Source organism: Belnapia sp. AC561 (assembly GCF_979252845.1).
This window is the reverse complement of the sequence record NZ_CEEDBP010000061.1, coordinates 1-22,938: the sequence shown is the minus strand read 5'-3', so window position 1 is coordinate 22,938 and position 22,938 is coordinate 1. Positions and strand designations below refer to the sequence as shown.

The window sequence follows — 22,938 nt, the reverse complement described above, 5'->3', positions numbered from 1 at the left end:
CCGAAGCCGCCGAGCTCGGCCGCGAGGGTGCTGCCGTTGCGGTCGTCGCCGATGCGGCCCCAGAAGCGGACCCGGCCGCCGAGCCGGGCGACGGCGATGGCGGCATTGGCGGCGAGGCCGCCGACGCCGAGGCTGTAGCGCCGGGCGACGGCCTTGGCCGGAGGCTGGGGGATGTCCTCCACCCAGAAGGTGTGGTCGGCCACCAGATGGCCGAGGCAGATGACGAGCGGGGCACTATCGGTCATGCGCCCGGAGTGTAGCGGAAATGCCGGGGCCTCAGTCGATGCGGATATTCGCCATTTGCACCATCTCGGCGAAGAAGCCGATCTGCTGCTCGCGGAAGGCGGCGAATTCCTCGACCGTATTGGCCCGCGTCAGGGCGCCGAGGCCGCCCAGGCGCTCGGCCACCGTGGCGTCCCGGATGGTGGCGTTGAGCTCGGCATTGAGCCGGGCGATGGCCTCGGCCGGGGTGCCGGCGGGGGCGAAGACGCCGTTCCATTCCCAGGTCTCGAAGCCGGGCAGGGTCTCGGCGAAGCCGGGGATGCCGGGAAGCTGGGCGATCGGCGCCGGGCCGCAATGCGCCAGGCAGCGGGCCTGGTTGGCCTGGGTGACCGGCAGGGTGGCGGGGACGTTGCTGAACTGCAGCGGGACGCGGCCGGAGGTGAGGTCGTTCCGCGCCGCCGCGATCTCGCGGTAGACCACGTGGTTGATGCGGATGCCCGCCCGGTGGTTCAGCAGCTCCAGCGAGACGTGCTGGACGGTGCCGATGCCGGTGGAGGCGCAGTCGAGCGTGCCGGGACTGGCCTTGGCATGGGCGATCAGCTCCGGGACCGTCTTCGGGCCGAAGCCATTGGTCGCCATCAGCGTATTCGGCGTGACCATGGCGAGGAAGACCGGCAGCAGCTCGCGCCGCGTGTCGTAGGGCAGCCTGGCGCCGAAGAGCGACGGATTCACCGAATGGGCCGTCGCGTCGTAGAGCAGCGTATAGCCATCGGCCGGGGCGCGGGCGACTGCCTGGGCGGCGATGGTGCCGGCGGCGCCGGGGCGGTTCTCGACCGCGAAGCCCTGGCCGAGGCGTTCGGAGAGCCTGGCGAAGATGATGCGGCAGACGACATCGGCGGTGCCGCCGGGGCTATAGGCATTGATGACGCGGACCGGGCGGGCGGGATAGGCGGACTGGGCGCTGGCGAGGGCGGGAGAGAGGAGGGCCCCGGCCAGCAGGCTGCGGCGTGCGATCAAGGTCATGGCGGCCTCCCCGGTTTCGTCTTGCTTGGGCGTCAGTCTGGCGCGGCCCCGGGGAGGCGGCAAGCTAGAGCGAGGCGCCGCCGTCGACGGCGAGTTCCGCGCCGGTCATGTAGCTGCTGTCGTCGGAGAGCAGGAAGAGCACGAGCCTGGCGACTTCCTCCGCCGTGCCCTGGCGGCGCATCGGGACGGACTGCAGCCGCGTCGCATTCTGCTCGGGCGTGCGGACATCGAGCATCTTGGTGTCGATCGGGCCGGGATGGACGGAGTTCACCCGGATGTTGCGCGGGGCGAGGTCGACGGCCGCCGCCTTGGTCATGCCGCGCAGCGCCCATTTCGTCGCGCCATAGGCGAAGGCGCCGGGCGAGCCGCGCAGCCCGGCGGTCGAGGAGATGTTGACGATGGCGCCGCCGCCGGCGCGTTCCATCGCTGGCACCACGGCCTTCATGCCGAGGAAGCAGCCGAGCTGGTTGATGCGCATGTGGCGCTCGAACAGCGCTGCATCGGTCTGCATCAGCGTGGCGGGCTGGTAGATGCCGGCGTTGTTCACCAGGCCATGCAATCCTCCCCCGGGCTTCCCGCTCAGGGCCTCGGCGGCGGCGACGGCGGCGGCCCAGCCGGCTTCCTCGGTGACGTCGTGGTGCAGAAATTGCGCGGCGGCGCCGAGGCTGCCGGCCAGCGCCTCGCCTTCCGCGGTGAGCACATCGGTGATGACGACGCGGCCACCCTCGGCGACGATCATGCGGGCCTCGACGGCGCCCTGGCCGCGGGCGCCGCCGGAGATGAGGATGGTCTTGCCGGTGAAGCGGGACATGGCGGTTTCCTCCTGGCGTTTGCGCCGATGCTGCGGTGCGATGCCAGTTGGCGTCAACGACGTCGCGCGAGGCGATCGCATTGACAGGGCCGGTGGCGGCTGCAAGCGTTCGGGCAAGAACACGGGAGAAACGGAATGGCCTCGCCACTTGCATGGCAGGAATCCCATGTGGCCGTCGCCGGCCTGCAGCTGCGGCTGCGACGGGCGGGCAGGGGCCAGCCCTTGCTGGTGCTGCACCGGGATATCGGCACGCCGGACCAACTGCCCATCTATGCCGCGCTGGCCGAGCGGTACGACCTGCTGCTGCCGGAGCATCCGGGCTATGGCGCCTCCGAACGCGCGGCCTGGATGCGGCATCCGCGCGATCTCGTCGCAGTGTACCAGGGGATGCTCGCGGCGCTCGAGGTCCCGCGCGCCAGCCTGCTGGGCCTCGGCTTCGGCGGCTGGATCGCCGCGGAGATGGCGAGCCTGGCGCCGCGGGATTTCTCGAAGCTGGTGCTGGTCGGGCCGATGGGGTTCAAGCCGCCGCAGGGGGACATCCTCGACCAGGCGCTGGTCAGCCACATCGATTATGCGCGGGCGGGCTTCCATGCGCAGCGGGCCTTCGAGGCCGTGTACGGCGCCGAGCCGAGCACGGATCAGCTGGTCGAATGGGACCTTTGCCGGGAGATGAATTTCCGCCTCGCCTGGAAGCCCTACATGCATAGCCAGACCTTGCCGCATCTGCTGGGCGCGATCCGCGCGCCGGCGCTGGTGGTCTGGGGCGCCGAGGACCGGGTGGTGCCGATCAGCGCCGCCGATCGCGTCATGGCGGGGCTGAGCGGTGCGCGGCTCGCGGTGGTGCCGGATTGCGGGGCCTGCGTCGAGATGGAGCAGCCGGCGGAATTCGCCCGGCTCGTCACCGATTTCATCGGCTGAGGGGAGAGCGCCATGCACATCATGTATTTCACCGAACAGCCGATGGCGACCTATCCGGCCGACAAGGGGCTGGAGTTCGGCGCGACGGCGCTGATGTTCTCGAACAGCCACTTCGACCCGGTGCAGGGCAGCCGGCTGTACAACGAGTACATCGAGCAATACGTCCTCGCCGAGAACGTCGGCTTCGACGGCATCATGCTGAACGAGCACCACAACGCCCCGTTCTGCATGCAGGCGAAAGCCAATATCTTCGCGGCGCTGCTCGCGGGCCTGACCAAGCGCGTGAAGATCGTCATGCTCGGCAATCCGCTGCCGCTGGCGGAGAACCCGATCCGGCTGGCCGAGGAGCTGGCGATGATCGACATGATCTCGAAGGGGCGCCTCGTCTCCGGCTTCGTCCGCGGCGGCGGGCAGGAGCAGCTGGCGACGGGGGTGAACCCGGCCTTCAACCGGGAGCGCTTCGAGGAGGCGCATGACCTCATCATCAAGGCCTGGACCCAGCCGGGGCCCTTCCGCTGGGAGGGGACGCATTACCAGCACCGGGTGGTGAACCCCTGGGCGGTGCCGCTGCAGAAGCCCTATCCGCGCGTCTGGGTGCCCGGCGTCATCAGCCGGGAGACGGTGATCTGGGCGGCGCAGCACCGCTATCCCTACATCGCGCTGAACACGACCGTCGAGCAGACGCAGAAGATCTGGAAGCTCTACGACGACACCGCCGCCGAGGTCGGCTTCCAGGGCGGGCCGGAATACCACGGCTACCTCAAGCAGGTGCATGTGGCGGAGACCGAGGAGAAGGCGCTGGAGAATGCCCGGCAATTCACCTGGATGCAGGGCGAGTTCACCGGCCTCGCGCATCCCGTCTGGAGCACGCCGGCGGGCTACTCCTCGCCGGAGAACCGGCGCGGCTTCGTCGAATTCTCGACCGGGCGGGGGACCAGCCCGCGGAAGCGCCCGACCTTCGACGAGCAGATCCGCGACAAAATGATCATCGCCGGAACGCCGAAGACGGTGGTCGCCAAGCTGCGGCAGGTGATGGAGGCGACGCGGCCGGGGATCATGGCGCTCTGGGCGAACGACGGCGCCGTCAGCCAGGCCGACAGCCTGACCTGCATCCGGCTGTTCGGCGAGGAGGTGCTGCCGGCGCTGCGCGAGACGGCGAAGGCGCTCGACCTGAAGAGCCCCTTCGAGGCGGAGACGCCGGTCAGCCTCGACTACAGCACCGACCTGCGGCCGCGGGTGGCGGCGGCGGAATAGGCGCTCAGCCCGGCCAGGAGGCGCCCTCGCGCAGGGTGCCGCCGAGGAAGATGGCGACGGCCTGGCGGGTGCGGCGGTGGATCTCCGCCGCATCCGGCGCTTCCCGCTGGCCGAGCAGCATGAGGATATGCGGCTCCCCGATCACCATGCCGATCAGCATGCCCGCGACCTCCTTGGCATCCTCGACATCGAGCCAGCCGTTCTGCGCCTGGGCCTGCAGCCAGTCCTCCACCACGCCGGTGCCGCCGTTGCGCGACCGCTGCACCGCCGCCGCCAGTTCCGGCGCGCGATGCACCTCGGAGGCGATGACGCGGAACAGGGCGACGTGGCGGGGCGAGAGGATGTGGCGGGCGACCGAGTCCAGCACGCGGATCAGCGCCTCGGCGTCGCCCGGCTCGGCGGATTCGGTCGTGACCTGCATGGGGGCGCAGAAGCGCCCGACCACGGCATCGAACAGCGCCTCCTTCGAGGGATAGAGCTGGTAGAGGGTCTTCTTCGACATCCCCACCGCCTGCGCGACCTCGTCCATGTTAGCGAGGGCATAGCCGTGGCGGAGGAAGACCTCCTCCGCCGCCTGCACCAGGGCGCTGCGCCGCTCGGCCTCGCTCAGCCGCCGCGGCAGGGTGGTGGTGGACATGGCCGATCCTGCTCCTGCCGAAGGCTCAGCGCCGCGTCGCGGCGATGGGCCGCGCCGCGACCTGGCGGGGCTCGGCGGCCACCATCGTCCGCTGGCTCCAGCCGCCGCCGAGGGTCTTGTACAGCGTAACGAGATTCTGCAGCCGCGCCAGCCTCAGGCTGATGAGCTGCTGCTGCGCGGTGAAGAGCGCGCGCTGGCTGTCGAGCGGGGCCTGGTAGGTATCGAGCCCGCTGCGGAAGCGGAGCAGCGAGAGGCGATAGGCATCGGCATAGGCCTCCACCAGCCGGGTCTGGGCGGCGATCTGGTCGTCGTAGGTGCCGCGGGCGGCGAGGGCATCCGCCACCTCGCGGAAGGCGATCTGGATCGCCCGCTCATACTGGGCGACGTTGCGGTCGCGCTGCAGCTTCGAGAGGTCGAGGTTGGCCTGGTTGATGCCGCCGTTGAAGATCGGGAGGTTGATCGCCGGCGCGAAGGTCCAGGCGCTGGACCCCGCCTGGAACAGCCGGTTGAGGCCGGAGCTGGCCGAGCCGTAGCTGGCGGTAAGGCTGAGGGAGGGGAAGAAGGCGGCGCGGGCGGCGCCGATATTGGCATTGGCGGCGATCAGGTTGTGCTCGGCCGCCAGCACGTCCGGCCGGCGCAGCAGCAGTGCGGAGGTGAGGCCCGCCGGGATGCGGGCCGGCAGCAGCGGGGTATCGAGGGTGGCGGCCGGCATCAGCGCATCCGGCACCGGCTGGCCCACCAGCAGGTCCAGCGCGTTGCGGTCCTGGGCGAGCTGGCGGGTATATTGCGCCAGGTTGGCCTTGGCGGTTTCCACCGCGGTCTGCGCCTGGCGCAGCGCGAGCGCCGTCGCGGTGCCGCCGTCGAAGCCGGCCTTGGTCAGCTTGTAGGCATCCTCCTGGTTGGCGAGGGTCGAGCGGGTCAGCGCCAGCAGCTCCTGGTCCGCGGCGATGGCGAGCCAGGCATTGCCGACCTGGGAGACCAGGCTGAGCTGGGTGCTGCGTCGCGTCTCGGCATAGCCGAGGTAGAGCTGGAAGGCCTGGGCGGTGAGGCTGCGGACCCGGCCGAAGAGATCGATCTCGTAGGAGGTGAAGCCGATCCCCGCGCTCCATTGCCGGACGTTCAGGCCGCGGGTGCTGCTGGTGCCGCCGGCGCCGGGGATGAGCGCGGCGAAGGAGGAGGAGGCGACCGGGGTGCGGGTCGCGGAGAGGGCGCCGCTCGCGCCGAAATCCGGCAGGATGGCGCCGCGCTGGACGCGGAACTGGGCTTCCGACTCCTCGACGTTGAGGGCCGCGGTGCGGAGGTCGCGGTTCTCGGCCAGCGCCAGGCCGATGACCTGCTGCAGGCGGTGGTCGCGGAAGAAATCCTCCCAGCCGATGTTGTCGGCGGTGACCTCGGGCGCGCCGCCCGTGGTGCTGACCGCCTGCGGCGGCAGGCGATAGGCCGGGCCCTCCGGCCAGCCGCTGGGGATGGGCGCGGCCGGCCGGATGAAGTCGGGGATCAGGCTGCAGCCGGACAGCAGCAGGCTGGCGAGGGCGATTGCCGGAAGCGGGGTGCGGCGCATGGTCATTCTCCCGCCGCGGGCTGGGCCCGGGGCACGGGTTGGGCATCGGATACGGAGTTCGCTTCCTCCTTCGGCGCCTCGCCGACCTTGAAGAGCCGGAGGACCACCAGGAAGAAGACCGGCACGAAGATCAGGGCGAGGATGGTGCCCGAGAGCATGCCGCCGATGACGCCGGTGCCGATGGCATTCTGCCCGCCGGAGCCGGCGCCGGTGGAGATGGCCAGCGGCATGACGCCGAGGATGAAGGCGAGCGAGGTCATCAGGATGGGCCGCAGCCGCTGGCGCGCCGCGGTGATCGCGCTGTCGATCAGGCTGGCGCCCTTGTCGTGTTCCTCCTTGGCGAATTCCACGATGAGGATGGCGTTCTTCGCGGCGAGGCCGATGGTGGTGAGCAGGCCGACCTGGAAGTAGACGTCGTTGGCAAGGCCGCGGAGGGTGGTGGCGGCGACGGCGCCGAGGATGCCGAGCGGCACCACCAGCATGACCGCCGCCGGGATCGCCCAGCTTTCATACAGCGCGGCGAGGCAGAGGAAGACCACCAGCAGCGAGATGGCATAGAGCACCGGCGCCTGGTTGCCGGAGAGCCTTTCCTCGAAGGAGAGGCCGGTCCATTCGAGGCCGATGCCGGGCGGCAGCTGCTTCACCATCTGCTCGATCGCGTCCATGGCGGCACCGGTGGTCTGGCCGGGGGCCGGGGTGCCGAGGATCTCCATCGAGGGGCGGCCGTTGTAGCGCTCGAGCCGGGGCGAGCCCTGGGTCCATTCGGCCCGGGCGAAGGCGGTGAAGGGCACCATCTGGCCGGCGGCGTTGCGGACGAACCAGTGCTCCAGGTCGTCGGGCGCCATGCGGGCGCTGGCCTCGCCCTGCATGTAGACGCGCTTGACCCGGCCGCGGTCGATGAAGTCGTTGACGTAGCTGGAGCCCCAGGCGGCGGAGATGGTGCTGTTGATGGAGGCGACCGAGATGCCGAGCACCCGGGCGCGTTCCCAGTCGATCAGCAGCCGGTACTGCGGCTCGTCGTCCTGGCCGTTGGGGCGGACGCCGACCATCAGCGGGTTCTGCGAGGCCATGCCGAGGAGCTGGTTGCGGGCGCCGAGCAGCGCGGCATGGCCGACGCCGCCCTGGTCCACCAGCATCAGGTCGAAGCCGGTCGCGTTGCCGAGCTCGAGAATGGGCGGCGGCGGGAAGGCGAAGATCATCGCATCCCGGTAGCCGGCGAAATGGCCCATGATCCGCCCGGCCAGCGCCTGGGCGCTGTTCTGCGGCCCGGGACGCTCGTCCCAGGGACGGAGCGTGACGAAGCCGAGGCCGGCATTCTGGCCGCGGCCGCCGAAGCTGAAGCCATTGACCGTGAGGGCGGAGGTGATGACCCCCTTCTCCTCGGTCAGCAGATAGTCGCTCACCGCGTCGAGCGCCCGCTGGGTGCGGTCCGCGGTCGCGCCGGGCGGGGTGCTGATCTGCATGAACAGCACGCCCTGGTCCTCATCCGGCAGGAAGGCGGTGGGCAGGCGGAGGAAGAGGAAGCCCATGCCGCCGACCAGCACGCCATAGACCAGCAGCCAGCGCAGCGGCTTGCGCAGCATGGCGGAAAGGCCGCGGATATAGCCGCGGTTGCCGCGGTCGAAGCTGCGGTTGAACCAGCCGGTGAGGCCGGTGGTCCCGGCGCCGTGCTTGCGCGGCTTCAGCAGGGTGACGCAGAGCGCCGGGGTGAAGATCAGCGCGACCAGCACGGAAAGTCCCATGGCCGTCGCGATGGTGACGGCGAACTGGCGGTAGATGACGCCGGTGGAGCCGCCGAGGAAGGCCATCGGCAGGAAGACCGCCGAGAGCACCAGGCCGATGCCGACCAGCGCACCGCTGATCTGGTCCATCGACTTGCGCGTGGCTTCCAGCGGCGAGAGGTGCTCCTCCTCCATCACCCGCTCGACGTTCTCGACCACGACGATGGCGTCGTCGACCAGCAGGCCGATGGCCAGCACCACGCCGAACATGGTGAGCGTGTTGATGGTGAAGCCGAAGGCCAGCAGCAGGGCGAAGGTGCCGAGCAGCACCACCGGCACCGCCAGCGTCGGGATCAGCGTCGCGCGGAAATTCTGCAGGAAGACCAGCATGACCAGGAAGACGAGGATGATGGCCTCGCCGAGGGTCTTCACCACCTCCTTGATCGAGAGCCGGACGAAGGGGGTGGTGTCGTAGGGATAGACTGCCTGGATGCCGGCGGGGAAGCTGGGGCGCAGGCGCTCGATCGTCTCGCGCACCGCGCTGTTGGTCGACAGGGCATTGGCACCGGCCGCCAGGTTGACGGCGATGGCGGCGGAGGGATTGCCGTCGAACTTGGTCGCGGTCGCGTAATTCTCGTTGCCGAGCTCGACCCGGGCGACGTCGCGCAGCCGGACCTGGGCGCCGCCGGGATCGGCCCGCAGCAGGATGCCGCCGAACTGCTCCGGGGTCTGCAGGTAGGAGGGGCCGATGATGGTGGCGTTGAGCTGCTGGCCGGGGGCGGCGGGGAGGGCGCCGAGCTCGCCCGAGGCGACCTGCACGTTCTCCGACTGGATGGCGGCGGCGACGTCGGCGGGGGTGAGGCTGTAGTTCAGCAGCTTCGCCGGGTCGAGCCAGATGCGCATGGCGTATTGCGCGCCGAACAGCTGGTAGTCGCCGACGCCGGGGGTGCGGCTCAGCGGGTCCTGCACGGTGGAGGCGATGAAGTCGCCGATGTCGCCGCTGGTCATGCTGCCGTCGGTGGAGACGAAGCCGACCACCATCAGGAAGTTGCGGGTGGCCTTGGCGACGCGCAGCCCCTGCTGCTGCACCGCCTGGGGCAGGCGGGGGACGGCGAGCTGGACCTTGTTCTGGACCTGCACCTGGGCGGTGTCCGGATCGGTGCCCTGGGCGAAGCTCAGGGTGATCTGGGCGCTGCCGTCCTTGGCGGATTGGGAGGAGAAGTACAGCAGGTTGTCGAGGCCACTGAGCTGCTGCTCGATCACCTGCACCACCGTGCTCTGCACCGTCTCGGCCGAGGCGCCGGGATAGACGACGGTGACCGAGATGGCGGGCGGCGCGACCGAGGGATACTGCGCGATCGGCAGGCTGCGGATCGCCAGGATGCCGGCCAGCATGGTGACGATGGCGAGCACCCAGGCGAAGACCGGGCGGTCGATGAAGAAGCGGGACATGCGGGGCTTCCCTTAGCGCGCGGCGCGCTGGGTGGGGGAGCCAGGGGCGCCTCCGGCACCGGGGGCGGGCGCGGGTTGCGGGTTGTCGAGCGCCTGCTGGGTGGTTTCAGTCGCCTGGACCTGGGCGCCGGGGCGGGCGCGCTGCAGCCCCTCGACGATCACCCGGTCGTTCGGCTTCAGCCCGTCCGAGACCAGCCAGCGGTTGCCGATGACGCGGTCGGTGCGGAGCATGCGGGGTTCGACCTTGCCCTCGGCATTGACCACCATCGCCGTGGCCTCGCCCTTGGGGGTGCGGCCGATCGCCTGCTGCGGCACCATCAGGACGCCCTCGGCGGTGCCTTCCTCGATCCGGGCGCGGACGAACATGCCGGGCAGCAGGGTGCCGTCCGGGTTGGGGAAGACGGCGCGGAGGGTGACCGAGCCGGTGCCCTGGTCGACGATCACCTCGCTGAACTGGAGCCGGCCGGGCCGGGCATAGTCGCTACCGTCTTCCAGCGTGAGATGGACCTCGGCCTGGTCGTCGGCGACGCGGCGGAGCCGGCCGGCGGCCAGCTCGCGCCGCAGCCGCAGCAGGGTGGAGGAGGGCTGGGTGACGTCGACATAGATCGGGTCGAGCTGGGTGATGGTGACCAGCGAGGTGGCCTGGTCGGCGGTGACGAGGGCGCCGGCGGTGACCGAGGAGCGGCTGGTGCGGCCGGGGATGGGGGCGACGACCTTGGTATAGCCGAGGTTCAGCCGCGCCGTGGTGACGCTGGCCTTGGCCGAGGCGACGTCGGCTTCCGCCTGGCGGAGGGTCGCCAGGGCATTGTCCAGGTCCTGCTGCGCGACGGCGCGGGCGCGGACCAGCGGCTGGTAGCGGTTGACGGTGCTGCGGGCGGAGACGACGGCGGCCTCGGCCCGGGCCTGGCTGGCCTGGGCGCTCTGCAGGCTGGCCTCGAAGGGCGCCGGGTCGATCTGGTAGAGCGGCTGGCCGGCGGTGGTCTGGGCGCCCTCGGCGAAGAGCCGTTCCTGGATGACGCCGCCGACCTGGGGGCGGACCTCCGCGGTGCGGAAGGGCGTGGTGCGGCCCGGCAATTCCGTGGTGATGGCGACGGTCTCGGGCTTCACCGGCAGCACGGTGACGGCCGCCGGCGGCGGGGCGGCGGGCTTCGGCGCCTCGTCCTTGCAGCCGGCGAGGGCAAGCAGGACGAGCGGCAGGGTGGCCAGGCCGGCGCGGGCCAGCGGCGCGCGGGAAAGCGAGGCGCGCGGAAGGGGGGCCGCGGCGGCGCGGTGGGGGGCGGGGTCGCGGGGCATCGGGAGCTTCCGGTTGGTAAGGAAACCCAATAGTTTCCGAGCGCGGAAACTCCATGGTTTCCAATGGAGGGTCAAGCCGCGGACGGGTGACGCTGCGTAACGGCGCGCCGGCCTGCGGGCTCAAAGACAGCGTTTCGGCGGGCTTCGCGGTCCGGCGGGGCGGCGCGCATCTTTTCGTGATGCGGCGCAGCATGGCGAAAGGCCCGGCCGCCGCGGTGCCATCGGGCCGGGGGTCCTCGCCCTTCGCGGCGGAAGTGCTATGTTGCAACACATGGAACTGACCCCTGAGCAGATCGCCGCGGCCAAGGCCAGCGGCTGCACCTTCCTTCCCGCCACCGACGAGCAGGTCGCCCGGCTGACGATGCAGCGGCGGATCTTCACCATCGCCGGCCAGCCGCATGTGGCGACCCGCAACGAGGGCGCCGTGAAGGAGACGCATGGTGCCATCGCCATGCTGATCGCCGGCGAGGCGCCGCGCGTCGAGGAGACCGCGCAGCAGGCCGTCGCTGCGGATGCCGAGGCGGCGCTGGAGATGGCCGGCGAGAATGCCGCCTCGCGCGGCGGCGCGCAGGTGGTGCGGCGCGGCGGCCCGGCCCGGCCGCGGGCGCCCTGGCGGAATACCAAGCGGGTCTGAGCCACCCGCCGCGGAGTCCCGGGCGGGTCGCCCTGGCCTGTGGCGACGCTTGCTCGGATGGGAGGCGCGGCGCGCGATGGATCTCAGGACGCCCGGCCCGCCGCGGCCGGTGATCGCCGGGCGGACCTGGACGGAGACGCTGCGGGCGACCATCGCCGACGACATCATCCGCGGCCATCTCGCCCCCGGCATGCCGCTGGAGGAGGCGGAGATCGCCCGGCGCTTCGGCGTCTCCCGGACGCCGGTGCGGGAGGCGCTGCGGGACCTCGCGGCCTCCGGCCTGGTCGAGACCCGGTCGCATCGCAGCGCGCTGGTGGCGCGGCCGACGCCGGCGCGGCTGCGCGGCATGTTCGAGGTGATGGCGGAACTGGAGGCGCTCTGCGCCGCGGCGGCGGCGGCGCAGATGACCGAGGCCGAGCGGCGGGCGCTGCAGGCGCTGGACGCGGGCTTCGCCGGGCTGGTGCGGGCGGCGGACCCAGAGGCCTATCACGAGGCGAACGAGCGCTTCCACAACGCGGTCTATGCCGGCAGCCACAACGACTACCTGGCCGAGATCACCCTGGCGACGCGGGATAGGCTGTCGCCGTTCCGGCGGGCGCAGTTCCGCGCGGCGGGGCGGCTGGCGCAATCCCGGGCGGAGCACGGCCGGGTGGTGGCGGCGATCCTGCGCGGGGATGCGGCCGCCGCCGCGCGGGAGATGCGCGGGCATATCGCGATCGTCGAGACGGCCTGGGAGCGGTATGCGGGCGGGCAGTGAGGCGGCCCGCCGCTTCCCGCCGCCATGGGGTCAGGCGTGCTGGTCCGCGAGGAGCCGGGCCAGCGGCGCGCGCAGCCGATAGGCCAGGCCCGCGGCGTGCCATTCCGAAGCGGCACTGCCGCCGAGCTGCTGCAGCGTCGCCTCGAGCACCCGCGAGCCGAAGCCCAGCCTGGCCGGCAGTCCCGGCACCGGCGGGCCGCCGGTCTCGATCCAGTCCAGCAGCAGCACCTCATCCGCCGGATCGACCGACCAGGTGACCCGCACGCAGCCGCCCGGCGCCGAAAGGGCGCCGTACTTGGTCGCATTCGTCGCCAGCTCGTGCAGCACCATCGCCAGCGGCTGCGAGGCCTCCGCCGAGACCAGGAGGCTCGGTCCCTCGAGCTTCGCGCGGGCCCGGCCGCCGGTCGCATCCAGCTCGATGAAGCCCGCGAGCTCGCCCTCGATCAGGGTGCGCAGCAGCGTCCCGCCCCAGCGGCCTTCCGCGAGCAGCGTCTGCGCCCGCGCCAGGGCATTGACGCGGCCCTCGATCGCCCGGGCGAAGGTGGCCGCATCCGTCTTCGGCGTCAGCCGGAGCGCGGCCTGCACCACCGCGAGCGCATTCTTGGCGCGATGGTCCACCTCCCGCGCCAGCAGCGCCTGGCGCTCCTCGGCCCGCCGGCGGTCGGTGATGTCCTGCACCGCGGCGACGGCCCGCGCCGGCTGCCCCGCCACGCCCGGCAGCAAAGCCAGGGAGACGAGGACCCAGCGCGACCCGCCCTCCTGGTGCAGCAGCCGCATCTCCCCGCGATAGGGGCGTCCCTCGGCCATCGCCTCGCGCAGCCCGCCTTCGCTGGCGGCGCGGTCCGCGGGGTGGATCAGCTCGAGGAGGGTCGTGCCGCCGACCAGCGCCGCCTCCGGGCGGCCCAGGATCTCGCAGAAGCAGCGGTTCGCCCGGATGAGGCGCAGCGTGGCGGCATCGGCCTGGACGTTGCCGACGACGGAGGTCTCGAAGATGGCGCGGAACTCGGCGGCGCTGGCGGCGAGCGCATTCGCGGCAGACTTGCTTTCGGTGATGTCGATGCTGACGCCGACGAAGCGCCCGCCGCCCAGGCCGTCGCGGTCCGCCGACCAGCGCCCGCGCGACCGGATCCAGCGCTCCGCGCCGGTATCGGCCCGGAGGATGCGGAATTCATGGTCATAGGTTCCGCCCGACGCGGCCACGGCATTCGCCGCGGCCATCGCATGCACCCGATCCTCGGGATGGACGCGCGCGAGCCAGGCATCCCAGCCGAATTCATGCGGCGCCGCCGCCGCCGGCAGGCCGTAGAGCCGGGCCTGCGAGGCGCTCACCACCGACAGGCCCGTCTGCGGCGTGACCTCCCAGATGCCGATCTGGCCTGCCTCCTGCGCCAGCCGCAGCCGTTCCTCGCCTGCCGCCAGCGAGGCGGCGACCTGGTCGAGCTCGCGGATCGAGATCGGCCCCGGCGGCAGCCCCGGCGCCGGGGCCGCCCCGATCTCCGCCGCCGCGCGCCCGAGCGCCCGGATCGGGCGGGCGAGGCGGCGGCCATAGAGCAGCGCGGCGGCGACCGAGGCCGCGATCGCCGCCAGCCCGACCGCCCCGAGGGAGAGCACCGACCGCCGCAGCGGGGCATCGAGGACCGCCTTCGGCACGCCGAGGGCCACCCGCCAGCCCCAGTTCGGCAGGCGGACATAGGCGCCCCAGACCGGCACGCCGGCGACGTTCACGCTGCGCACCGTGCCCTCGGCCGCGCTGGAGTTCTCCCGCAGGGCGGCATTGGCCAGGCTGCCGACGAAGCGGCCGTGGTCGGGCCAGCGGGCCACGATGTGGTCGTCCCGGTCCAGGATGGAGACGGCCCAGCCCGGCGGCAGCCGGTGGCCGGCCAGGAGCGACGCCAGGGACTCCGCCCGGATTGCGACGTTGAGCGCGAAAGCGACCTCCCCGGCCTGGAGCGCCGGCGCGTCCAGCAGGACATAGGGCCGTGGGTCCGTGGTGCCGGTGTAGAGGCCGGAGACGCAGAGCGCGCGGGTTCGGAAGACGCAGGCATCCGCGGCGAGGACTTCCCGGGCGGTGGTGACCGGGAGGGGCGTGCCGAAGGGGAAGAGCGTATTGACCAGCTGCTGTCCCCGGCGGTCGCGCAGGACGATGGCGCCGCCTTCCGGCACGACCTGCATGGCCTGCGCCTGGAACCCGCGGAAGTCGCCGTCCTGCAGCGCCGGGGAGGTCGCCAGGGCCTTGAGCACGCCGCCGAAGCCGGCGAGCTCGCCGTCGAGCTGGAGGGCCAGGCTGCGCGCGACGAGCATCGTCTGCTGCTGGTTCTCGCGCTTCTCCCCCTGCAGCGAGGTCCAGGCGACGAACCCGACCAGGCCCCAGAGGGGGATGACGATCGAGAGGGCAAAGGTCGCGAGATGGGCCCAGATGGGGCGCGCGCGGCGACGGGATGCGCGGGAGGACGCTTCCACCAAAATTACTGTGCCCGTCCCCAGATCCAACGCGACGGGATGTCAGCGCAAGCGTTGCATCCCGTCGAGTGTTGGCGACTATAATCGCGTGCTGTTGATTATTCCAGAAAGAAGCAAAAACAAAAACGAAGAATGGGAACCTCTCAAAATATTCTAAAATTGCATCAACGGGCTAAATTCTTGGGCTTTGCCGATCGGGCACGGGGCCTTGGGCAGGGGGCCTCGGACAGGAATGCCTTTCCTCCCCGAGGCCTTGCTTCTACCGCGCCCGCAGCAGCTCCGGCACCCGCAGCAGGATCAGCTCGTTGTCGTCGGCCCGCGTCAGGTGCCGCCCGGCGCTGAAGGGCAGGTTGTTGTCGTTGCCGACGATGATGTGGTCGGCATCCACCACCGCGACATTCTCGATGGTGAAGAAGGGGAAGCCGAAGCGGTCGGCGGGCAGGCCGGCGGCGCGGTCGCCGCGGGTGCGGGCGAGGCCCTCCGGGTCGCGGATCGCCATCAGGTCGATATGGCCGAGCTTCCGCACGAAGCCCTCCGCGTCGGTGGCGCCGAGGTCGACGACGTAGATCCGCTTCAGCCGCGCGGGATTGGCGAAGCAGCCGGGCGGGTTGCTGCCGGCGGCGCAGGCGAGCGAAGGGTCGCCCTCGCCGTCGTCGCGCTCGATGACCAGGGCGCGGCGGTCGTCGATCATGTTGAAGTCGCCGATCGAGGTGGTGCCTTCCTCGGTGCGGTAGCGCAGGACGCGGCCGGTCCAGGCGGCGCGGGCGGTGTCGAATTCGACGATGCGGAGGAAGCGGCCCTCGGCGGCGCCGGCGGGGGTGAGGAGCGGCTTCTCTAGCAGCGCGTAGAGCCGGCTGCCGTCGGGGCTGGCGGCGAGGCCTTCGAAGCCGCCGCTACGGGCGGAGTCGAAGGCGGTGGTGGCGGCGGGGCTGGCGGGCAGTTGCAGCGCGGGGTGGTCGGGGCTGCGGATCGGGCGGCCCTCGATGGTGGTCTCGATGACCTGCTGGACGCGGCCCTCGCGGTCGAGCCTAATCAGGAAGGGGCCGAATTCCTCGCCGATCCAGAAGCCGTCGGCGGTGGGCTGGATCGATTCCGGGTCGAAGTCGCTGCCCGTCAGGTAGCGGCGCTCGGTGCCCTCATGGGCGATGCGGAAGGGGATGCGGCGGTCGGGGTCGGAGAGGAAGATGGTCTGTTCGACCGCGACCTGGCCGCTGCGGAAGTCGGGGCGGATGCGGTGGAGCATCAGCAGCGCATCGGGGCTGTTGCGCTTGTTGCCGAAGCCGTTGTCGGTGAGGACCCAGTAGGCGCCGGGGGCGCCCTCGACCGGCTTGATGCCGGAGAAGCCCTGGGTGGCCTGGCCGGTGAAGGGCAGGGCGAGACCGGTGGGCCGGCCGGCCGGGGCGGGGCCGGTGGTGCCGGGGATGCTGGCCGGGCGGTCGGTGCGGAGGTTGCCGGGGCCGGTGAATTTGCCGGCCGACCGGGCGTCCTGCGGAGCATCGGCGGGGGGCTGGGCCATGCTGTCGGCCGGCAGGATGGCATGGCCGGCGAGGGTCGCCTCGAAGCTCGTATCGGCCCGGGCGGCGGGTGCCAGCAGGATGGCGGCGGTGGCGAGGAGCAGCAGCTTGCGCATGGGGTCCAGTCCAGATCGGGTGCGGCGCTGCTCCTAGCCGCCGCATGTTGCAGGGACTTGGCGGTTGGGCGTCAGTTGGAAGTCAGCGGCCGGTAGCGCCAGATGCTGGCGGGGGGGAAGTTGCGCGGGGTCCAGCTTTCCCGCACCGCGCTCAGCCCCAGCCTGCGGTACGGCAGCGGCGAGGTGATGCAATAGGTATAGAGCAGGAAGCCGAGGCCGGGGGCGATGCGCTCCACCTGCTCGACGAAGAGGCGCTGGCGTTCCAGCGGCAGCATCACCAGCGGGATGCCGCAGATCACCGTGCCGATCGGCCCGGCCAGGCGGGGCCGGAGGTGCTGGGGCAGGGCGAAGGCATCGGCGCAGAGGACATGCGTGCCGGGCAGGCTCTCCCGCAGGTGGTCGGCCATCTCGGGGACGATCTCGACCAGGACCAGGCGTTCCGGGGCGATGCCGGCCTCGATCAGGGCGCGGGAGATGACGCCGGTGCCGGCGCCGATCTCGACCACCAGGCCGTCGCCACCGGCGGCGACGAGATCGGCGATGCGGCGGCAGAGGAAGCGCGAGGAGGGGACGATCGAGCCCATTTGCAGCGGGTCCGAGAGCCAGCGGCGGAAGAACAGCGGCAGGTTGGCCATGCGGAGGCGGCCGGTATCGGCAAGGCTGGTGGATTGCATGGCGGGTCCTTCGGTGGTGCTCATGGCAGGGCCTCGGCGGGCTGGAAGGGAGCGAGGGCGCCGCGGAACTGGCCGAGCGAGGCTTCCCAGGAGAAGCGCTCGGCATGGGCGCGGGCGGCGGCACGGTCGCAGGCGAGGGCGGCGAGGCAGGCGGCGCGGAGATCCTGGTCCAGCACGCCGACGCGCGGGTCCGTCACCACGTCCAGCGGGCCGGTGACGGGGAAGGCGGCGACCGGGGTGCCGCTGGCCATGGCCTCCAGCAGGACCAGGCCGAAGGTATCGGTGCGGGAGGGGAAGACGAAGACATCCGCCCCGGCATAGCTGCGGGCGAGCGCCCCGTTGTCGCGGAAGCCGAGGAAGTGGGCCTCCGGGAAGCGGGCCTCGAGCGCGGCGCGCTGCGGGCCGTCGCCCACCACCACCTTGCTGCCGGGCAGGTCGAGCGCCAGGAAGGCGGCGATGTTCTTCTCCACCGCGACCCGGCCGGCATAAAGGAAGATGGGGCGGGGCAGGCCGGGGAAGGCCTCGGTCGCGCGGTTCTCCGGGCGGAAGCGGGCGAGGTCGACGCCGCGGGTCCAGGGGCGCAGGCGCCGGAAGCCGCGGGCGGTGAGTTCGGCGCGGAGGCTGGGCGTCGCCGCCATGGTCGCCTGGGCGGGGCCGTGGAAATGCCGCAGCAGCCGCCAGGACCAGGCGGTGGGGACGCCGGCGCGGGCGCGCATGTATTCGGCGAATTTGGTGTGGAAGGCGGTGGTGAAGGGCCAGCCGCGGCGGCGGCAGATGCCACGCATGGCCCAGCCCAGCGGGCCTTCCGTGGCGATGTGCACGGCGCAGGGCATATAGGCATCGACCAGCGTCTCCAGCCGGCGGCGGGGGGCGAGGGCGAGGCGGATCTCGGCATAGCCGGGCATGGGGATGCTGCGGAAGCGGTCGGGGCCGATGACCTCCACCGTGTCGCCGGCGGCGCGCAGCATGGCGGCCATGGTCGAGAGGGTGCGGACCACGCCATTGACCTGGGGCGCCCAGGCATCGGTGACGATCAGCAGGCGGAGCGGGGTGGGCCCCAGGGGAGGACCTGACAGGGCGTCAGGCACGGGCGATGGCCAGGCGCTGGTCCTCGGCATCCGGCGCGGCGGCCTGGCGCATCTCGCGGGCCCAGTCGATCAGCTCGAAGCGGCCGTCGGCATGCTCGACCAGGGCGGTGCAGCTTTCCACCCAGTCGCCGTCGTTCATGTAGGTGATGCCGTGCACCTCCCGCATCTCGGCATGGTGGATATGGCCGCAGATCACGCCGTCGAGGCCGCGGCGGCGGGCCTCGTTGGCCAGCGCCAGCTCGAAGCGGTCGATCGCCTTGACCGCCTCCTTCACCTGGCGCTTCAGCCATTGCGAGAGCGACCAGTAGGGATAGCCGAGCCGGCGGCGGACGGCGTTGAACCAGCGGTTCAGCACCAGGGCGGCGTCGTAGGCCCAGTCGCCGAGATGGGCGAGCAGCTTGGCGTAGCGGATGACGCCGTCGAATTCGTCGCCATGGATGACCAGGAAGCGGCGGCCGTCGGCGGCCTGGTGGACGGCCTCCCGCGCCAGGCGGATGCCGGCGACCTCGAGGCCCTCCACCATCCAGTTGCGGAAGATCTCGTCGTGGTTGCCGGGGATATAGGTGACCTCGGTGCCGGCGCGGGCCTGCTTGAGGATGAGGCGGATGGCCTCGTCGTGGTCGGCGTCCCAGTACCAGGACTTGCGCAGGCGCCAGCCGTCGACGATGTCGCCGACGAGGTAGAGCTGCTCGCATTCGGTGTGGCGGAGGAAGTCGGCCAGGAAGTCGGCGCGGCAGCCGCGCATGCCGAGGTGGGTGTCGGAGAGGAAGATGCCGCGGTAGCGGCGTTTCGGGTGAGCGGCTTGCATCGCGGTGCCCTCGCTATCCGCCGGGGCGGGCCAAGGGGGCGCCCGACTCCCGGTCACGATCTCCCGGTGGCCGTAACGCGGATGCGGCGGGCGTGCGGTGAAGCCTTGATGAAAGCGTCAGGAGGGCAGGGCCGGGGAGATTCGCCGCGCGGCATCGGCTTGTCAGCGGCATGACCGGCGAATGACGGAAAACCGTCACGGGCGGTTGCGATAAGATCGGCATGTTGATCATCTTCAATCCGGCCGCGGGGCAGCGGCGGCGGCAGCGCCTGGGCCGGGCATTGGCCTGGCTCGACCGGCTGGGTTGCGCGCATCACCTGGCGGAGACGACGCATCCCGGCCATGCCATGGCGCTGGCCCGGGCGGCGGCGGCCGCGGGGGTGCCGCTGGTGGTCGCCGCCGGCGGCGACGGGACCATCGCCGAGGTCGCCGCGGGGCTGGACGGCAGCGGCGCGGCGATGGGCGTGCTGCCGCTCGGCACCGCCAATGTCTTCGCCTGGGAGCTCGGCATCCCGATCCGGCCGGAGGCGGCGGCGGCGGCGCTGGCGGCGGGGCGCTGCGGCCGGGTGCATCCCGGGATCGCCCGCTTCGGCGACGGCTCGGCGCGGCTCTTCGTGCAGATGCTGGGGGCCGGCTTCGATGCGGCGGTGGTCGAGGCGCTGGACCTGGGGCTGAAGCGGCGCCTCGGGCGCGGGGCCTATGTCTGGGGGGCGATGCGCCAGCTCGGCCGCTACGGCTTTCCGCCGCTGCGGGTGGTCTTCGCCGATGGGGCGGTGGCGGCGCGGTCGGTCATCGTCACCAAGGGGCGCTTCTATGCCGGGCGGCACCTGCTGGCGCCGGCGGCGGAGATGGCGCGGCCCGGCTTCCAGGTGGCGCTGTTTCCCGGCGCGGGGCCCTGGGCGACGGCGGGCTATGGCGCGGCGCTGCCGCTCGGGCTGCTGCCGCGCATGCCCGGGGTGGTGCTGCGGCAGGCGGACTGGCTGCGGATCGAGGGTGCCAGCGGGGGCGAGGGCGTCGCGGTGCAGGCGGATGGCGATCCGGCGGGCCGCCTGCCGGTGGAGGTGGCGACGGCGGCGGCACCGCTGCGGGTGGTGCTGGCCGGCTGAGTCCGCCTACTCGGCGGCGGCCAGGATGCGGTCCATCGCCTCGGTCCGGCCGAGCGCCCAGAGGACGGCATCGATCGGCGGGCTCTGCGTGCTGCCGGCCAGCGCGATGCGGAGCGGCTGGGCGACCTGGCCGAGCTTGACGCCCTTCACGTCGGCATAGTCGCGCAGCCAGTTCATCAGATCCTCCCGCTCCCAGGGCGCGGTGTTCAGGAACTGGGCGAGGTCGGCGAGCAGCGCCTTGACCTCCGGCGTCAGCATCGCCGCGGCCTTGGCATCCAGCTTCGGCGGGCCTTCCTGGGCGGCGAAGACCGCGGCGCCGGTCAGCTCCTCCAGCGTCTTGGCGCGTTCCTTCAGCGCCGGCATCAGCGCCTTCACCCGGTCCCCGCCCAGGGTGCCGAAGAGCACGCCGCGGGCGGCGAGGCGCTTCAGCACCTCCGCGGCCAGCCGGTCGTCGTCGGCCTGGCGGAGGTAGACGCCGTTGAGATGCGTCAGCTTGGCGTAGTCCATGCGGGAGGCGGCGCGGCCGACGTCGGACAGCTCGAACAATTCGATGGCGCGGGCGCGGTCGAGGATCTCCTCGTCGCCATGGCCCCAGCCGAGGCGGAGCAGGTAGTTGCAGACAGCCTCGGGCAGGAAGCCCTGGGCGTCGAATTCCATCACGCCCACGGCGCCGTGGCGCTTGCTGAGCTTGGCGCCGTCGGCGCCGTGGATCAGCGGGATATGGGCGAAGCGGGGGCGGGTCCAGCCCATGGCGTCGTAGACCTGGACCTGGCGGAAGGTGTTCGTCAGGTGGTCGTCGCCGCGGATGACATGGGTGATGGCCATGTCGTGGTCGTCGACCACCACCGCATGCAGGTAGGTCGGCGTGCCGTCCGAGCGGAGGATGATCATGTCGTCCAGCTCGGTGTTCTGCACCTCGACCCGGCCCTGGACCAGGTCCTCGACCACGGTCGAGCCCTCCCGCGGGGCCTTCAGGCGGATGGAGGGCTGGACGCCGGCGGGGGCCTCGGCCGGGTCGCGGTCGCGCCAGCGGCCGTCGTAGCGGGGCGGGCGGCCCTCTTTCACGGCCTGTTCCCGCATGGCCACGAGTTCCTCACTTGTACACCAGCAGTGATAGGCCCGGCCGGCGGCGAGCATCTCGCGCGCCACCTCGGCGTGGCGGGCGGCGCGGCTGCTCTGGAAGACCGGCGGCTCGTCCGGGCTGAGGCCGAGCCATTCGAGGCTGTGCAGGATCTGCTGCACCGCATCCTCGGTGCTGCGCGCGCGGTCGGTGTCCTCCACCCGCAGGAGGTACTGGCCGCCGTGGTGGCGGGCGAACAGCAGGTTGAACAGCGCCGTGCGGGCTCCGCCGATGTGCAGGAAGCCGGTGGGCGAGGGCGCGAAGCGGGTACGGACGCTCATGGGGGACCTTGGCCGAGGGGCGCCGAGCTTACCGGAGAACGGCTTGCGGGGGAAATCCGGCGCCAGGCGGGGCCTGCGGTTCCTAAGTTGAAAGAATATTATCCTAATATTTTGCAAAATATTTGCTTGAAAAATTGCAATGTGGACGTCTGTTCATGTTACCTCGAAAAATAGGACTTGCTCGCCTTTTGGTTGAAATTGCCGAGTCGCTGCTTTATTGCCCGAGTCGAATGAGTCTCCTCCTCGCCCGGCCAACCCCCCGATGGTCCGGCAAGCCCACATTCCTGGCCGCCGGATGGCTGCTCCGATGGACCTCCCATTGGCTGACGCATCTGGCGGGCGAGCGGCAGCGCCTCGCGCCCTGGCTCGCCATCGCCCTCGGTGTGGGTGTGCTGGCCTATTTCGCCCTGCCGGCCGAACCGCCGGCCGAGGTCGTCTGGGTTGCGCCACCCCTGCTGCTGCTGGCCATCTGGCTCGGCCTGCGCCGGCCGCTCGCGGGCTGGCTGCTGGGCCTGGCCGCGGCCGGGCTTTGCGGCTTCGCCGTCGCCGCCTGGCAGGCCGGGCGGCAGGCGCCGGCGCTGGAACTGCCGCGCACCGCGAGCATCGTCAGCGGCCGGGTGGTGGCGGTGGACCTGCTGCCGGAAGGGCGGCGGGTGACAATCGAGGCAGCACGGCTGGATGGCGGCGCGCCGCTCGGCCGCAGCATCCGCATCCGGCTGAAGTCGCAGGACCCGGCGCGGCCGGTGCCGGGCGACGGGATCCGGGTCCGCGCCCTGCTGCGGGCACCGATGGGGCCCTCCTATCCCGGCGGCTTTGACTTCCAGCGGGCCTCCTGGTTCTCCGGCCTCGGGGCCAGCGGCACGGCGCTGGGGGTGGCGGGGCTGACCGCCGGCGAGGCGGCGCCGCCGGCCTTCGCCGCGCTCCGCACCGGCATCGAGGCACGGGTGACCGCCGCCCTGCCGGGGCCGGCCGGGGCGGTGGCCAGCGCGCTGCTGACCGGCGGGCAGACGGCGATCGGCGGGGCCGACCTGGCGGCGATGCGGGACAGCGGGCTGGCGCATCTGCTCAGCGTCTCCGGCCTGCATATCGCCATCGTCATGGGGCTCGGCTTCTTCGTGCTGCGCTGGCTGCTGGCGCTGGTGCCCTGGCTGGCGTTGCGGCTGCCGGTGAAGGCGCTGGCGGCGGTGGCGGCGCTGGCGCTCGGCGGCGTCTACATGCTGGTCAGCGGGTCGCAGGTGCCGATGCAGCGGAGCTTCGCGACCGCGGCGGTGGCGACGCTGGCGCTGCTGGCCGGGCGGCGGGCGCTGACCTTGCGCGGGCTGGCGATGGCGGCGGCGGCGGTGCTGCTGCTGCAGCCGGCGGCGATCCTCGGCGCGAGCTTCCAGATGAGCTTCGCCGCGGTGCTGGCGCTGATCGCCGGCTGGGACTGGCTCCGGCCGCATGTGCCGGCGGCCGGGCCCCGGGCGGCGACAGGTCGAAGTCCAGGTC

At 71.9% G+C, this 22,938-nt stretch carries 19 protein-coding genes; 6 read left to right on the top strand and 13 right to left on the bottom strand.

Annotated features, from left to right (window positions below):
- From AC0IW9_RS28625 to AC0IW9_RS28615, 3 genes are all read right to left on the bottom strand, one after another.
- Nucleotides 1-245, bottom strand: a 245-nt coding sequence (locus AC0IW9_RS28625) for a PfkB family carbohydrate kinase (protein ID WP_471651712.1), incomplete at its 3' end; no start/stop codon positions are given.
- A 31-nt stretch (nt 246-276) separates the two neighbouring features.
- Nucleotides 277-1,245: a Bug family tripartite tricarboxylate transporter substrate binding protein gene (locus AC0IW9_RS28620; protein WP_471651711.1), complete on the bottom strand. Its 969-nt coding sequence runs from the start codon at nt 1,243-1,245 to the stop codon at nt 277-279.
- 64 nt (nt 1,246-1,309) lie between these two features.
- Nucleotides 1,310-2,056, bottom strand: coding sequence for an SDR family NAD(P)-dependent oxidoreductase (locus AC0IW9_RS28615; protein WP_471651710.1), 747 nt, complete (start codon nt 2,054-2,056; stop codon nt 1,310-1,312).
- Nucleotides 2,057-2,224: 168 nt separating this feature from the next.
- Here AC0IW9_RS28615 and AC0IW9_RS28610 point away from each other — a divergent pair, with 168 nt between their 5' ends.
- A complete protein-coding gene (locus AC0IW9_RS28610; protein ID WP_471651709.1) occupies nt 2,225-2,974 on the top strand; it encodes an alpha/beta fold hydrolase in 750 nt (249 codons plus the stop codon).
- Nucleotides 2,975-2,986: 12 nt separating this feature from the next.
- Complete coding sequence (locus tag AC0IW9_RS28605) at nt 2,987-4,228, top strand: LLM class flavin-dependent oxidoreductase (protein WP_471651708.1); 1,242 nt, start codon at nt 2,987-2,989, stop codon at nt 4,226-4,228.
- 4 nt (nt 4,229-4,232) lie between these two features.
- On the opposite strand, the gene AC0IW9_RS28600 is transcribed toward AC0IW9_RS28605, so the two are convergent.
- The 4 genes from AC0IW9_RS28600 to AC0IW9_RS28585 are packed head-to-tail and all read right to left on the bottom strand — an operon-like array spanning nt 4,233 to nt 10,892.
- Nucleotides 4,233-4,865 (bottom strand): TetR/AcrR family transcriptional regulator, encoded by a 633-nt coding sequence (locus tag AC0IW9_RS28600; RefSeq protein ID WP_471651707.1) that lies wholly within the window; start codon nt 4,863-4,865, stop codon nt 4,233-4,235.
- 25 nt (nt 4,866-4,890) lie between these two features.
- Complete coding sequence (locus tag AC0IW9_RS28595) at nt 4,891-6,426, bottom strand: efflux transporter outer membrane subunit (RefSeq protein ID WP_471651706.1); 1,536 nt, start codon at nt 6,424-6,426, stop codon at nt 4,891-4,893.
- A 2-nt stretch (nt 6,427-6,428) separates the two neighbouring features.
- Nucleotides 6,429-9,599, bottom strand: a complete 3,171-nt coding sequence (locus AC0IW9_RS28590; protein ID WP_471651705.1) for an efflux RND transporter permease subunit — start codon at nt 9,597-9,599, stop codon at nt 6,429-6,431.
- A 12-nt stretch (nt 9,600-9,611) separates the two neighbouring features.
- Nucleotides 9,612-10,892: an efflux RND transporter periplasmic adaptor subunit gene (locus tag AC0IW9_RS28585; protein ID WP_471651704.1), complete on the bottom strand. Its 1,281-nt coding sequence runs from the start codon at nt 10,890-10,892 to the stop codon at nt 9,612-9,614.
- 271 nt (nt 10,893-11,163) lie between these two features.
- Between AC0IW9_RS28585 and AC0IW9_RS28580 the strand changes: the two genes are divergently transcribed.
- Together AC0IW9_RS28580 and AC0IW9_RS28575 are read left to right on the top strand one after the other, a co-directional pair.
- The gene (locus tag AC0IW9_RS28580) at nt 11,164-11,526 is read left to right on the top strand and encodes a hypothetical protein (protein WP_471651703.1); all 363 of its coding nucleotides are present in this window, start codon (nt 11,164-11,166) and stop codon (nt 11,524-11,526) included.
- 76 nt (nt 11,527-11,602) lie between these two features.
- Complete coding sequence (locus tag AC0IW9_RS28575; RefSeq protein WP_471651702.1) at nt 11,603-12,283, top strand: GntR family transcriptional regulator; 681 nt, start codon at nt 11,603-11,605, stop codon at nt 12,281-12,283.
- Nucleotides 12,284-12,313: 30 nt separating this feature from the next.
- On the opposite strand, the gene AC0IW9_RS28570 is transcribed toward AC0IW9_RS28575, so the two are convergent.
- From AC0IW9_RS28570 to AC0IW9_RS28550, 5 genes are all read right to left on the bottom strand, one after another.
- On the bottom strand, nt 12,314-14,743 hold the full coding sequence (locus AC0IW9_RS28570; RefSeq protein WP_471651701.1) for a PAS domain-containing protein: 2,430 nt from the start codon (nt 14,741-14,743) through the stop codon (nt 12,314-12,316).
- 259 nt (nt 14,744-15,002) lie between these two features.
- Nucleotides 15,003-16,373 (bottom strand): esterase-like activity of phytase family protein, encoded by a 1,371-nt coding sequence (locus AC0IW9_RS28565; RefSeq protein ID WP_471651700.1) that lies wholly within the window; start codon nt 16,371-16,373, stop codon nt 15,003-15,005.
- Between the two features lie 71 nt (nt 16,374-16,444).
- Entirely contained in the window at nt 16,445-17,071 is a 627-nt protein-coding gene (locus AC0IW9_RS28560; RefSeq protein WP_471651699.1) for a class I SAM-dependent methyltransferase, read from the bottom strand.
- The gene (locus AC0IW9_RS28555; protein ID WP_471651698.1) at nt 17,068-18,135 is read right to left on the bottom strand and encodes a glycosyltransferase family 4 protein; all 1,068 of its coding nucleotides are present in this window, start codon (nt 18,133-18,135) and stop codon (nt 17,068-17,070) included. Before AC0IW9_RS28555 ends, AC0IW9_RS28560 begins: the two co-directional genes overlap by 4 nt.
- Nucleotides 18,128-18,943, bottom strand: coding sequence for a UDP-2,3-diacylglucosamine diphosphatase (locus AC0IW9_RS28550; protein WP_471651697.1), 816 nt, complete (start codon nt 18,941-18,943; stop codon nt 18,128-18,130). Before AC0IW9_RS28550 ends, AC0IW9_RS28555 begins: the two co-directional genes overlap by 8 nt.
- A gap of 221 nt (nt 18,944-19,164) precedes the next feature.
- Between AC0IW9_RS28550 and AC0IW9_RS28545 the strand changes: the two genes are divergently transcribed.
- Nucleotides 19,165-20,049, top strand: coding sequence for a diacylglycerol/lipid kinase family protein (locus AC0IW9_RS28545; protein WP_471651696.1), 885 nt, complete (start codon nt 19,165-19,167; stop codon nt 20,047-20,049).
- Nucleotides 20,050-20,055: 6 nt separating this feature from the next.
- Here AC0IW9_RS28545 and gltX read toward each other — a convergent pair whose 3' ends face one another.
- The gene (gltX, locus tag AC0IW9_RS28540; protein WP_471651695.1) at nt 20,056-21,450 is read right to left on the bottom strand and encodes a glutamate--tRNA ligase; all 1,395 of its coding nucleotides are present in this window, start codon (nt 21,448-21,450) and stop codon (nt 20,056-20,058) included.
- A 230-nt stretch (nt 21,451-21,680) separates the two neighbouring features.
- On the opposite strand from gltX, the gene AC0IW9_RS28535 reads away from it, so the two are divergent.
- Nucleotides 21,681-22,938: ComEC/Rec2 family competence protein (locus tag AC0IW9_RS28535; protein ID WP_471651694.1), on the top strand; the 1,258-nt coding region annotated here is incomplete at its 3' end.

Bases quoted from the DNA above. Each gene is read 5' to 3' on its own strand.
- AC0IW9_RS28565 (WP_471651700.1), bottom strand. From the start codon at position 16,373: ATGCGCAAGCTGCTGCTCCTCGCCACCGCCGCCATCCTGCTGGCACCC.
- AC0IW9_RS28615 (WP_471651710.1), bottom strand. From the start codon at position 2,056: ATGTCCCGCTTCACCGGCAAGACCATCCTCATCTCCGGCGGCGCCCGC.
- AC0IW9_RS28580 (WP_471651703.1), top strand. From the start codon at position 11,164: ATGGAACTGACCCCTGAGCAGATCGCCGCGGCCAAGGCCAGCGGCTGC.
- AC0IW9_RS28595 (WP_471651706.1), bottom strand. From the start codon at position 6,426: ATGCGCCGCACCCCGCTTCCGGCAATCGCCCTCGCCAGCCTGCTGCTG.
- AC0IW9_RS28590 (WP_471651705.1), bottom strand. From the start codon at position 9,599: ATGTCCCGCTTCTTCATCGACCGCCCGGTCTTCGCCTGGGTGCTCGCC.
- AC0IW9_RS28560 (WP_471651699.1), bottom strand. From the start codon at position 17,071: ATGAGCACCACCGAAGGACCCGCCATGCAATCCACCAGCCTTGCCGAT.
- AC0IW9_RS28545 (WP_471651696.1), top strand. From the start codon at position 19,165: ATGTTGATCATCTTCAATCCGGCCGCGGGGCAGCGGCGGCGGCAGCGC.
- AC0IW9_RS28585 (WP_471651704.1), bottom strand. From the start codon at position 10,892: ATGCCCCGCGACCCCGCCCCCCACCGCGCCGCCGCGGCCCCCCTTCCG.
- AC0IW9_RS28600 (WP_471651707.1), bottom strand. From the start codon at position 4,865: ATGTCCACCACCACCCTGCCGCGGCGGCTGAGCGAGGCCGAGCGGCGC.
- gltX (WP_471651695.1), bottom strand. From the start codon at position 21,450: ATGAGCGTCCGTACCCGCTTCGCGCCCTCGCCCACCGGCTTCCTGCAC.
- AC0IW9_RS28575 (WP_471651702.1), top strand. From the start codon at position 11,603: ATGGATCTCAGGACGCCCGGCCCGCCGCGGCCGGTGATCGCCGGGCGG.
- AC0IW9_RS28550 (WP_471651697.1), bottom strand. From the start codon at position 18,943: ATGCAAGCCGCTCACCCGAAACGCCGCTACCGCGGCATCTTCCTCTCC.
- AC0IW9_RS28605 (WP_471651708.1), top strand. From the start codon at position 2,987: ATGCACATCATGTATTTCACCGAACAGCCGATGGCGACCTATCCGGCC.
- AC0IW9_RS28620 (WP_471651711.1), bottom strand. From the start codon at position 1,245: ATGACCTTGATCGCACGCCGCAGCCTGCTGGCCGGGGCCCTCCTCTCT.